Below are 11630 nucleotides of genomic sequence, written 5' to 3'. Positions count from 1 at the left end.
GACGAAGGGCTGTATCGGCAGGAGCTGCGCCGGGTGTTCGCGCCGAGCTGGTTGTTTCTCGCGCACACCGACCAGTTCCACAAGCCGGGCGATTTCTTCACCACCTATATGGGTGAGGACCCGGTCATCGTCACGATGGACAAGCAGCGCCGCATCCGCGCCTACCTCAACTCCTGCCGCCACCGCGGCGCCCGGGTATGCCGCGCGGACTCCGGTGCCACCCGCAACTTCACCTGCACCTACCACGGCTGGGCCTACGACCTCGACGGCAAACTGGTTTCCATTCCGAATCGGGACGGATATCCGGACTCGTTCGACACCGGCGACTGGGGCCTGGTCGAGGTCCCGCACGTGCAGTCCTATCGCGGCCTGATCTTCGGCACCTGGAACCCGCACCCGGTGACTCTGCGTGACTATCTGGGCGATATGGCCTGGTACATGGACGCGATGCTCGATCACGACGACGAGGGCACCGTGGTAGCTGGCGGGGTGCACAAGTGGGTGCTGGAGGGCAACTGGAAGTTGGCGGCTGAGCAGTTCGTCACCGACTGGTACCACGTCAACATGAGCCACGCCTCAGCGCTGATGGTGCTCTCGCCCACGAAGAACCCGAAAAGCGAGATCGTGCATCGCGCGGGCCGCCAGTACGTCGACCCGAACGGGCACGGGCACGGTTTCCCGGTGCATCCCAAGAACCGGTTCAACGCGCAGAAGGTGCACGAGTGGACCGACTACGCGGCTCTGCGTGAGCGCCTCGGCGATGCCCGGGTGGAGGGTCCGCTGACCGACGGTCACGCCACCGTCTTCCCGAACTTCTCCTACCTGCCGGTCATCGGCACCATCCGGGTGTGGCATCCCAAGGGCCCCGATTGTATGGAGGTGTGGTCGTGGACCGTCCTCGACAAGTCCATGCCACCGGAAGTCCGTGAGGCACAACGGCTTTACAACCTGCGAACCTTCGGGCCCAGCGGCATCTTCGAACAGGACGACGGCGAGAACTGGAGCGAAGTGCAAGCGATCTCGCACGGCTTCATCACCAACCGAGTGCCGCTCAACTACCAAATGGGGCTGGGTTCCGAGCGCGAGGACGGCCGCCACCCCGGCACGACCAGCGAGCTCTACAGCGATGCCGCCGGACGCGCGTTCTACGGCCGCTGGCGCGACCTGATGAACACCCCAGCCTGGCACGAGAAGGAAACACTATGAGCAGCACCGGAATTCGGGTGGCCGTCCTCGATGACATCCCGATCGGCGAGGGTATTGCGATAGACAAGACCATTACCGGCACCGATGACGATATCGCGCTGCTACGCGATGATGATGGCAGCGTCTACGCCCTCGACGACACCTGTAGCCATGAGGTGGCCTCACTGGCCGAGGGCTGGGTCGAGGCCGGATATGTCGAATGCCCCATGCATGCCAGCAAGTTCTGCCTGAAAAGTGGTGAGGCGCAGTGTCTTCCCGCCACCCAGGCCGTCCGCCCGCACAGGGTCGAGGTGCGTAGCAGCGAAGTGTGGCTGTTCCCGAACGAGGCACCATGATCGACAATGTCGTCATCGTCGGCGGTGGCATCGCGGGTGTCGGCACCGCCGCAGCACTGCGCTCCGGTGGTTTCGTCGGTGACATCACGCTTGTGGACGCCGGTGAATTCCCCTACGACCGGCCACCATTGTCCAAGGAGTTCCTGGCCGGTACGAAGCAGCTCGCCGATATCGCGCTGCAGCCCCCGCAGTGGTACGACGAGCACAAGATCCGACTCATAACGAACACCAGGGTCACCGCCGTGCGACCCAGCACGGGAGAGGTCGAGTTATTCGAGGGCACAGCGCTTCCCGCCGATTGCGTGGTGCTGGCTACCGGCGGTCGTGCCGCTCGGCCACCGATTCCGGGCAGCCAAGACGTGCATGTGCTACGCACCGCGACCGATGCCGAAAAACTGCGAGCCGCACTGCAACCCGGCGCTCGGCTGTTGGTGGTCGGCGCCGGGCTGATCGGGGCCGAAGTCGCTTCCACCGCTGTCGATCTCGACTGTGAGGTGGTGTTGGTGGACCCGGTGCGGCCGCCGTTGGCGCATGCCGTCGGCGCCGAAATCGCCGCGTGGCTGCACGGTCTACACGCCCTGCGCGGTGTCGTCACCGTGCGCTCGGGGCTGGAATCGCTGCATGACACCCCATCCGGCATCGAAGCGCATCTGACCGCCACCGACAAACCCCGCGAATTCGACGTCGTCGTACTCGGCGTCGGTATGGTGCCCGAAACCGCCCTCGCCGAGGCTGCCGGGCTCGAGGTCGACCGCGGCATCATCGTCGACCGCACCCAGACCACCTCCAACCCCGCCGTGCTCGCGGTCGGCGACCCGGCACGCGTCCGCGACGACGGCATCTTGCTCCGCCGAGCCGAGCACTGGGAAGCCGCCCAGCATGACGGGCAGCGGGCCGCCGCGACCGTTCTCGGCACGCCACCACCGGCCGAGACCGCGCCGTGGTTTTGGACCGATCGTCATCACGTGCACGTCGAGGTGGTCGGCGACATGGCCGCCGCCGAACGCACCGCGCTGCGCGGAACCATCGGTGCCCCGAAGTTCTCCGCTTTCGGCCTGAGAAACGGCCACGTCGTCGGCGCGGTCGCAGTGAACGACTCCACCGCGGTGCGCGCCGCCCGACGCCTCATCGACCGGCGCATCGCCGTCGATACAGCGCGTCTGGCCGACCCCAGCATCGACCTGCGCCAACTATTGCGCGGCTGATGTGCCGCTCTGCGGCACAGCCGCTTAGGCGCCCCCGATAGAAGGGATGGAATGACATCGTGAGCACCACGACAGCGCAGTCCGCCGTCGGCGCAAGGGCCGATCGAGACACCCATTTCGAGGTGGAGCAGTTCTACTTCCTCGAGGCCGAACTACTCGATGACGGCCGCTTCACCGACTGGCTGGAGCTGCTCGACGACGACCTCGACTACTGGATGCCCACCCGCACCAACCGATTGCGCCGCCAGCAGGCATTATCGATCGCCGCCCGCGGCGAGGCCGCCTATTACGAGGAGACCAAAGAAAGTCTCACCTGGCGCATCCGCCGCTTCGACTCCGGTATGGCCTGGGCCGAGGACCCACCGTCTCGTACCCGGCACCTGGTCACCAATGTCGTTGTGCACCACGTAGATCCGGACGAACACACCGGCTTCGGCTCGGACGACTTGCTGGTGCGCTCGGCGTTCCTGGTCTACCGCAACCGCCTTCAACACGAGCAGAACGTCTTCGCTGGACAGCGCATCGACATCCTGCGCCGCACCGAGACCGGACTGCGGGTCGCGCGCCGCACCATCCTGCTGGACCAGAACATCCTGCAGGCCAAGAACTTATCGACCTTCTTCTGACCCGAGGGGACCACACAGTGTCCGTCACCGCGTTCTATCTCGCTCTACAACAGCACAATATTCAGCTCACTCAGCGCACCGTCGACACCACACTTGGCCCGATTACTGTGGCCGAGGCTGGTACCGGCCCCGTGCTGGTCATGCTGCACGGTGGTGGTCCCGGCGCGTCCGGTGTCAGCAACTACCACCAGAACCTGCCCGCACTCACCCAGCGATTCCGGGTGATCCTGCCCGACCAGCCCGGATTCGGCGGCAGCTACCGACCGACCGACGCCGACCTCGATGCCCGCTCGATCACCCAGATCACCGTCGACGCCCTCTACCAGACACTCGACGCCCTCGGTATCGACCGCTTCCACCTGCTCGGCAACAGCCTCGGCGGCGCGGCCGCACTCGCCATGGCCCAGACCCAACCCGAACGCATCTCCGGCCTGGTCCTCATGGCACCCGGCGGCGGCTGGCTACCCTTCGGCCCCACCCCCACCGAGGGGCAGAAGGAAATGTTCCGCTACTACAACAGCGGCGGGCCCACCGAGAAGAAGATGGCCAACTTCATCCGCACCATGGTCTTCGACCACAAGCAATTCGGCGAGGACGTCGTCAAGGCCCGCTACGAGGCCTCCCTGGACGAAAGCCACATCGAGTTCTACCACCGCTACAACGCCGCCTTCGCCAAACGCCACGGCATGGACCCGCTCTGGCGCGACCTGCACAAAATCAAGGCCCCGACCCTGCTGCTGTGGGGCCGCGACGACCGCACCATCACCCTCGACGGCGCCCAGATCCTGCTGAAAAACATCCGCAACGTCCAGATGCATATCTTCGGCAACTGCGGACACTGGGTGCAGCTCGAGCGCGCACGCGAATTCGAGCGCCTGGTACGCGATTTCCTGGCGGGGCTCTCGTGACCGGCTGGCTCGAGGGCTACTCCGCCCTCGTCACCGGCGGCGGATCCGGCATCGGACGCGCAGTCGCCGAACGCTTCGTCACCGAAGGCGCTTCGGTGACCATCCTCGGACGCGGTCTGGACCGGCTGAAAGAGGTCGTGGAGAACTCCCCCGCCCCTGATCGCATGCATGCCGTTGAGGCCGATGTTCGTGACTCCGATGGTCTGCATGCCGCCGTCGCCGAAACCGTCGACCGTTTCGGCAAACTCGACACTCTCGTCGCCAATGCCGGTATCTGGGACTACCAGCGCCCACTCACCCGGCTCAGCGCCACCGAGCTTTCCGACACCTTCGACGAACTGTTCTCCATCAATGTCAAGGGCTACTTCCTCGCTGCCGAAGCCGCCTGGCGCGAACTGGTCAAAACCCGCGGCAGCATCGTCATGACCCTGTCCAACGCCTCCTTCTACGTCAACGGCGGCGGCCCGGTCTACACCGCGAGCAAACACGCCTGCCTCGGCCTGATGCGCGAACTCGCCTACGAACTCGCCCCGAAAGTACGTGTCAACGGAGTCGCCTGCGGCGGCATGAACACCGACCTACGCGGCCCCGAATCACTTGCCCTGCAGGAGCGTTCACTCGGAGCCTCCTTCGCGAAGAAGAAGCCCGACGCCGCACCGCCGCCGATTCCGCTGCACGACTCGAGCACCGACCCGCGCGACTTCACCGGCCCGTATGTCCTGCTCGCGTCCCGGGAGCAGAGCGGACCCATTACCGGACAGGCGATTTCGGTCGACGGCGGCATCGGCGTACGCGGCTTCGCGACCGCCGCGGGCGGCGATCACCTATAACCGCAGCCACATACAGAGCTCAACGACGAGTCATGAGGAACCTGATGACATCCCCACATCCGGCGAATTCCGGTGCCGCAGTCGATATCAACCCCGCGACAGCGATCCACGCACACGCCGGACAACGACCCACCGATGTGGTGATCTATTACGCCGGTGGTGATCTCACCTACGCGCAGCTCAACGAGCGCGCCGCTCGACTGGCCGCAGTACTGGGCGATCACGGTGTGCGCGAGGGGGATCGGGTCGCCTATCTCGGGCTGAACAGTCCGGCGTTCCTGATCACGATGCTCGCCGCATTCCGGCTCGGCGCGATCTTCGTGCCGATCAATTTCCGTCTCGCCGGACCGGAACTGCGCGCGGTCCTGCACAACAGCGGCGCCCGCACCATCGTGTGCGAACCCGGCCACAGCCAGAGCGTGGACACCGTCCGCGACGGCACCGCGCTACGGCACTTGCTGCTCGTCGATGACGATCCCCAGACCCCGGTCACATCACCATCGACCGACGGATGGAAGCCCTGGAGCCCACTGCTCACCACCGCAGCGCCCACGGCCGACCTCGTACCACGGCACTTCGACGACCCGGCCATCCTCATGTTCACCTCGGGAACCACCGGATTACCCAAGGGCGTCATCCTCACCCACGGCAACATCTGGTGGAACGGCGTCAACGTCGACTCCCGCCTCGACACCCGCCGCAACGACACCACCCTCGCCGTCGCACCCCTGTTCCACATCGGCGGACTCAACGCTCTAGCCCTGCGCACTATCGTGCGCGGCGGCACCATCATCGTGCGCCGTGGCTTCGAACCAGCCGAATTCCTGCAGGATCTCACCGAATACCATGTGAATTCGTTCTTCGCGGTACCAGCCATGCTCGCCGCACTCGCTCGGGTTCCCGACCTGTTCGGCGCCGACCTGTCCGCACTACGCAGCATCGTCGTAGCCGGTGCTCCGGTGCCACCATCACTCATCGAGCAGTACGCCACCCACGGCATCACCCTCCAGCAGGCGTGGGGTCTGACCGAAACCGCCCCGTTCGCCACCCATCTACCCGCCGAACACACCCTCACCAAACTCGGCTCCGCCGGAATCCCCATGCCCTACACCGAAATTCGAATCGTCGAACCGGGCACCAACACACCGGTCGACCCAGGCGTGCCCGGCGAGATCGTAGTCCGCGGCCCGAACGTCACCCCCGGCTACTGGAACAACCCAGACGCCACCGCAGCCGCCTTCGATGCCAACGGCTGGTTCCACTCCGGCGACATCGGCTACCTCGACACCGACGGCTACCTGTTCATCGTCGACCGACTCAAAGACATGATCATCAGCGGCGGCGAAAACGTCTACCCCGCCGAAGTCGAACGCGCACTCGCCGATCTACCCGGCCTGATCGATATCGCCGTCGTGGGAGGCGCCGACGACGAGTGGGGCGAAACCGTCATCGCCGTAGCCGCTTTCGCCGACGGTGACCAACCCACCCTCGACGAGGTCCGCACATACGCAGCGAGTAAACTCGCCCGCTACAAACTGCCCCGGCGGCTGCAAGTCGTCGAGGCCGTGCCACGTAACGCCTCCGGCAAACTCGACAAACTCGCCATTCGTCGCATGCTCAACGAGGGCTCGTGACATGTCCGCCGCACCGATCCCCATCCCACAACTCACCACGCCGTGGACCACCACAACCCGAACCCGGTCCCGGACATCGGTTCTGCTCGAGGCACTCCGACCCGCTGACCACAGCGGGACCACCATCGAACTCGAACGCTGCGCCACCGGCCGACTGCGCAATGCCTACCCGGTCAACACCCACGACATCGAGGCACGCATCGACCCAACTCTGCCGGGGCCATCGCTCTCGGAACTCCTCAGCGCACTCGCCACCGCCATCCACGCGGCCGAACCCCAATGCCGCCGTATCGTTTACGCCGCCGCCGTTGACGATCCCGACGCCAGGGCCGCAGCCGAGGCCGCCGGGTACCGCCACGTCGTCGACGTCGACCTCCCCGATACCGAACTGAGCCTGATGGTCAACGAACCCGCCTGGGTCACCGCCGTCGACATGGATCTCGACCACGTCCCCGGCACGTGAGCCGACTGTATCGAAACCCACTCACCGTCACGCGCGAACGTTCGTCCAGGCGCCACCGCCTGGGGGCGGGCGAGCCTCTGGACCGCCAGATTATGCCTGGACCACGGCACCCCTCGTAGATCCGACCAGCAGCGGCGGCATGCGTCACTCGGTCAGTGATCCGAACCGCCAACCGCACTCGACCCACTGGCCATCCGTGTCACGGTCGGGCCGAACTGACGGACCTGAGGAATGGTCGTGACCATATGGGCCACCACTCGCTCACTCAAGCACATATGCCGGTGTGGAATATCGCCCGGAAAACGGACGAAGTCGCCTGCGGCGAGGTCGACGGTGTCGTTGAGCGGCCCGGTGCGGAGTTTGCCGGTGATCACGTAGATGTGATGCAGGGTGCCCGGGGCGTGCGGTTCGATCACGTTCGGTTCCGCGCCGGTTCGCTCCAGCCGCAGCACCAGTGTCCGCACGTACCCGGAACCATAAGTCTCATCGAGCATGCGCTCGGACCAGCTCGCGGACTCGGCCCATTCGCTGTCCCCGGCTCGCTGCACATAGACCGGCGTCCCCCATTCGGTGAGCAACCGACGCGCGGTCACATCCAATGCCGCACCGAGCTGCGACAGCGTTTCGATGGTCGGATTGCCGACGCCCTGCTCGATCTTCGACAGGGTCTGCTTCGACAACCCAGAACGGCGAGCCAACTCGCCCAGCGACATCGCCCGCTCCAGCCGGTAGCGGCGGACATTGCGTGCGACCAGCTCGTTCTCATTCATTCGGCCGTCACTTTTGATGTACATACCGTCATTGTTGACGAACGACCGCAGAGATGCACGTGTCACGGCGAGGAAAGCCGTTCGGCCGCCCGCGCAATCGGCGGCCGTCACTTTTAATAGACAGTTCGTCACTGTTGACGAACAGCTGGCAGACTTGCATCATTGTCATATAGAAGTGCCGAATCGGCTACTGAAGTTGACACATCCCGCGCCAGAGGAAGCCAGCATGACTACGTCCATTGCCGAACCGGTCCGAGACGATCGCGCCGCGGTAGACAAGGCCATCAGTCTGCTCGCTGCGTTCGGCGAACACGCCGGTACCGGAATAGGCGTCAGCGAACTCGCCCGGCGTGCGCAACTCAGCAAATCCACCGCATTCCGGGTCCTCGGCATGCTCGAGCGTAACGGTGTCGTCGAGCGCATCGGCACCGGATACCGTCTCGGCGCACGGCTGCAGCAGTTGGGCCAGGCAGTGTGTTCCCCTGAACACGAGCAGATCCGCGACCTACTTCTGCCCTTTCTCACCGACCTCTATGAATTGACCCGCCACACAGTACATCTGGGCGCATTGCACGGCACGGATGTCGTGTACCTCGCAAAGCTCTACGGTCATCGCACCATCGCGGCTCCGTCGAAGATCGGCGGACGGCTCCCAGCGCACTGCACAGCGGTCGGCAAGGTCCTGCTCGCCTACCACTCCCACACTGCCGCACAAGCACTCACCACACCACTATCGGCGCTGACACCGCACACCATCGTCGACCCGGCCCGACTGACCGACCAACTGACCGGTATCCGCAGCACCGGCATCGCCCACGACGCTCAGGAAAGCCGCCTCGGCCTGTCCTGTCTGGCCGCACCCGTCTTCGACCACCGAGGACGAGTCCTCGCCGCGCTATCCGTTGCCGGACCGTCCGGTCGCCTCGAAACCCACCGCCTCGAAACTAGCCTTCGCCAGATTTGCGCATCGGCAACCCAGATGATGGCCCGCACCCAACTTCCACGACGTCCATAACTCATCATTCGGTCGGACGCGCGAACTCGCAGACCACAATCTTCGAGGCGCGCGCCCACGAACCCAGGTGTACGTAACACGGCCACGGTCGTCGAATCCGTTACAGCTGGACTGTGGACCTGCGAAACCACCGTCACAATCTGCAAAACCTACCCGAGGAAACAACGACACGACCACGGCCCGAAGGCAAGACATTCTCGAAACCTATTGGGAAACCGAAACTGTCGTCCCTCGGCCAGCCGCTACCGACTGCATGGAATTGCCCGCGGCTCGCTCGTGCGTGCCGCGGGCTGTCGCGTCGGTGCTATGCGGAAGGCATGGCGATCCAGGTGGTCTTGATGGTTGTGAATTTGTCGAGAGCGTGGATGCTGCGGTCAACCCCGTGCCCGGACAGCTTGCGCCCCCCGAAGGGCACCGAGGAATCACCTTCCTCGAAGCAGTTGACCCACACCAGTCCGGCGTCGAGTTCGCGCGCCACTCGGTGGGCTCGCCCGAGGTCTGCGGTCCAGACGGCCGAGCCCAGTCCGTAGCTGGAGTTGTTGGCGATCTGCAGTGCCTCGGTTTCGTCCTTGAAGGTGAGCACCGACAGCACTGGTCCGAAGATCTCGTGCTGTGCGAGTCGGCTGTCGGGATCGACATCGACGAATACGGCGGGCTCGATGTACCAGCCGGGACGATCCGGTGCTTCGCCCGATCCGTAGATCTGGCGTGTCCCCGCTTCGATGCCCTTTCTGATCTCACTCAGCACATCGGACCGGTGGCGCTCACTCGACAGGGGCCCGAACTCGGTGTCCGGGTCGAGCGGGTCGCCACGACGAAGCCCATCGAGTCGTTCGAGCACACCGTCGACGACGCTGTCGGCGATATCGCGGTGTACGACCAGCCGGGATCCGGCCGTGCACATCTGCCCCGAGTTGAAAGTGATTGCCCAGACAGCCATATCGATCGCTTCGTCGAGATCGGGGGCGTCGGGGAAGATGATGTTAGGAGACTTTCCACCGAGTTCGAGCCACACCGGCTTGGCATTGGATCGGCTCGAGCAGGCCAGCAGTTCCTTGCCGACATCGGTCGACCCGGTGAATGTCACGGTATCGACGCCTGGGTGCGACGCCAAAGCCGATCCGGCCAGGCCGCCGCTTCCGGTGATCACCTGAAGCACACCGGCGGGCAGACCGGCGTCGGTGCCGAGCTCGCACAGCCGCAGGACCGAAAGTGGCGCCTGCGTGGCGGGTTTCACGATCACGCTGTTGCCCGCCACGAGGGCGGGGCCCAATTTGAAGGCGGCCAGCGTGAGCGGGAAGTTCCAGGGCGTGATGGCAGCGACAACCCCGACTGGCTCACGGGTTATGAGCGCGAGTGTCTCGGGCCGGTCGCGCGGCGCCTCGTCCAGCAGCTTGTCCGACAGCTCGCCGAACCACCGAATCGTATTGGCGGTGGTGCGAAGTTCGACGTCGCGGGCTCGGCTGATGGGCTTTCCCATCTCGAGTGCGACGAGCAGCGCCAGTTCATCGCGGTGCGCGTGGATCAGGTCTGCCCAGCGCTGCATCACCCGTCCGCGCTCGACCGGCTGGATCCGGGACCAGACTCCGCTCTTGAACGCGAGACGCGCGGCAGCGACCGCGTCGTTCACATCGGCTTCGTCGGCGGCCGCAATGCCGCCTATCACGCTCCCATCCCGGGGCGCTTGCAGATCGATTGTCTTGCCGGACTGCGCTTCTCGGACCTCACCGTTGATGTACAGGCCGGAAGGGACGGTTATCGTCCGGCGGAGGTCCTCTACGGCCTCCAGGTTCGTCAGTTTCGTCACGCAGAACTCCTTGCGCTGTTTGCCTTCACGGTGGATCGCGCGACCAGCCATTCGAATACCGGATCCGAGTCCGGATCCCATTCGGGATGCCACTGCAGACCGAGCACATCGCGCCCGGGCAGCTCGATCGCCTCCACTACTCCATCTGGTGCTGTGGCAGTGACCACCAAGCCGTCGCCAGGGTGATCAACGGATTGGTGATGCCATGAATTGACCTCCCGCTGTGGTCCGTACAGCGAATGGACGATCGTTCCGGGACGGCAGGCAATCGCATGCTGGTCGGCGTGCGGTGCTGCAAGCGTCGAGTAGTGGACGATCTCGGACGGTGGGATGTCGTGCACGAGGGTGCCGCCGAGAGCCACGTTGATCACCTGATGGCCTCGGCATACTCCGAGCACGGGCACGTCGCGCTGTATGAATGCCTCGACCAAGGCCAATTCGTATCTGTCGCGGCCGTTGTCGATCCGGCCGGGAGAGTCGTAGGGGTCGTCGCTCTCGGGTTCGACCGCGGGTCCGCCCCAATGCGACGGGTGGATATCGGCGCCCCCGGTGACAATGAGCGCATCCAACCGCTGCGCGATATCCAACTCCGCCGCTTCGAACGGAAGATGAACCGGGATGCCTCCCACCGCAGCTACGCACCGGGCGTAATCGGCCACTACACTGTCGAAAACGATATCGGCGAAACGCTTGTCAGCGGAGTCGATCGCTCCGTACCGCAACCGACGCCCCGTTATCCCGATCAACGGCTTCACGACGCCTCCCCGACCCGCGCGACCACTCGTACGGCTTCGCCCCCGCGCATCAGCTCGAAGCCGGCACCGATTGTTT

12 protein-coding genes are annotated in these 11630 nt (G+C 64.8%); 9 read left to right on the top strand and 3 right to left on the bottom strand.

The genetic code is table 11. From position 1 onward, the window contains the following. Nucleotides 1–33: 33 nt before the first annotated feature. Genes NP3_RS24130 through NP3_RS24095 form a run of 8 tightly spaced genes read left to right on the top strand, consistent with a single transcriptional unit; the run spans nucleotide 34 to nucleotide 7207 of the window. Complete coding sequence (locus NP3_RS24130) at nucleotides 34–1206, top strand: aromatic ring-hydroxylating dioxygenase subunit alpha (RefSeq protein WP_063043901.1); 1173 nt, start codon at nucleotides 34–36, stop codon at nucleotides 1204–1206. Then, nucleotides 1203–1541 (top strand): non-heme iron oxygenase ferredoxin subunit, encoded by a 339-nt coding sequence (locus tag NP3_RS24125; protein WP_063043877.1) that lies wholly within the window; start codon nucleotides 1203–1205, stop codon nucleotides 1539–1541. The genes NP3_RS24130 and NP3_RS24125 overlap by 4 nt, the downstream gene beginning before the upstream one ends. After that, complete coding sequence (locus tag NP3_RS24120) at nucleotides 1541–2746, top strand: NAD(P)/FAD-dependent oxidoreductase (protein WP_169814570.1); 1206 nt, start codon at nucleotides 1541–1543, stop codon at nucleotides 2744–2746. The genes NP3_RS24125 and NP3_RS24120 overlap by 1 nt, the downstream gene beginning before the upstream one ends. Before the next feature lie 59 nt (nucleotides 2747–2805). After that, nucleotides 2806–3372, top strand: a complete 567-nt coding sequence (locus tag NP3_RS24115) for a 3-phenylpropionate/cinnamic acid dioxygenase subunit beta (protein WP_063043875.1) — start codon at nucleotides 2806–2808, stop codon at nucleotides 3370–3372. Nucleotides 3373–3431: 59 nt separating this feature from the next. Beyond that, nucleotides 3432–4280 (top strand): alpha/beta fold hydrolase, encoded by an 849-nt coding sequence (locus NP3_RS24110; RefSeq protein ID WP_063043900.1) that lies wholly within the window; start codon nucleotides 3432–3434, stop codon nucleotides 4278–4280. Next, nucleotides 4277–5110 (top strand): SDR family NAD(P)-dependent oxidoreductase, encoded by an 834-nt coding sequence (locus NP3_RS24105; RefSeq protein ID WP_063043874.1) that lies wholly within the window; start codon nucleotides 4277–4279, stop codon nucleotides 5108–5110. The genes NP3_RS24110 and NP3_RS24105 overlap by 4 nt, the downstream gene beginning before the upstream one ends. A 44-nt stretch (nucleotides 5111–5154) precedes the next feature. Next, nucleotides 5155–6744 carry an acyl-CoA synthetase gene (locus NP3_RS24100; RefSeq protein ID WP_063043899.1) on the top strand — a complete coding sequence of 530 codons (1590 nt, stop codon included), beginning with the start codon at nucleotides 5155–5157 and terminating at the stop codon, nucleotides 6742–6744. A gap of 1 nt (nucleotide 6745) precedes the next feature. Further along, a complete protein-coding gene (locus tag NP3_RS24095) occupies nucleotides 6746–7207 on the top strand; it encodes a hypothetical protein (protein ID WP_063043873.1) in 462 nt (153 codons plus the stop codon). Between the two features lie 152 nt (nucleotides 7208–7359). On the opposite strand, the gene NP3_RS24090 is transcribed toward NP3_RS24095, so the two are convergent. Further along, complete coding sequence (locus NP3_RS24090; RefSeq protein WP_218024928.1) at nucleotides 7360–7977, bottom strand: helix-turn-helix domain-containing protein; 618 nt, start codon at nucleotides 7975–7977, stop codon at nucleotides 7360–7362. Between the two features lie 226 nt (nucleotides 7978–8203). Between NP3_RS24090 and NP3_RS24085 the strand changes: the two genes are divergently transcribed. Further along, the gene (locus NP3_RS24085) at nucleotides 8204–8992 is read left to right on the top strand and encodes an IclR family transcriptional regulator (protein WP_063043872.1); all 789 of its coding nucleotides are present in this window, start codon (nucleotides 8204–8206) and stop codon (nucleotides 8990–8992) included. A gap of 304 nt (nucleotides 8993–9296) precedes the next feature. Here NP3_RS24085 and NP3_RS24080 read toward each other — a convergent pair whose 3' ends face one another. Together NP3_RS24080 and NP3_RS24075 are read right to left on the bottom strand one after the other, a co-directional pair. Continuing rightward, nucleotides 9297–10799, bottom strand: coding sequence for an aldehyde dehydrogenase family protein (locus NP3_RS24080; protein ID WP_245721086.1), 1503 nt, complete (start codon nucleotides 10797–10799; stop codon nucleotides 9297–9299). Beyond that, nucleotides 10796–11554, bottom strand: coding sequence for a gamma-glutamyl-gamma-aminobutyrate hydrolase family protein (locus NP3_RS24075; RefSeq protein ID WP_063043871.1), 759 nt, complete (start codon nucleotides 11552–11554; stop codon nucleotides 10796–10798). Before NP3_RS24075 ends, NP3_RS24080 begins: the two co-directional genes overlap by 4 nt. Nucleotides 11555–11630: the final 76 nt, after the last annotated feature.

Source organism: Nocardia pseudovaccinii NBRC 100343, assembly GCF_001613225.1.
GTDB classification, from domain to species: Bacteria; Actinomycetota; Actinomycetes; order Mycobacteriales; family Mycobacteriaceae; genus Nocardia; species Nocardia pseudovaccinii.
This window is presented reverse-complemented; position numbering and strand designations above follow the sequence as displayed.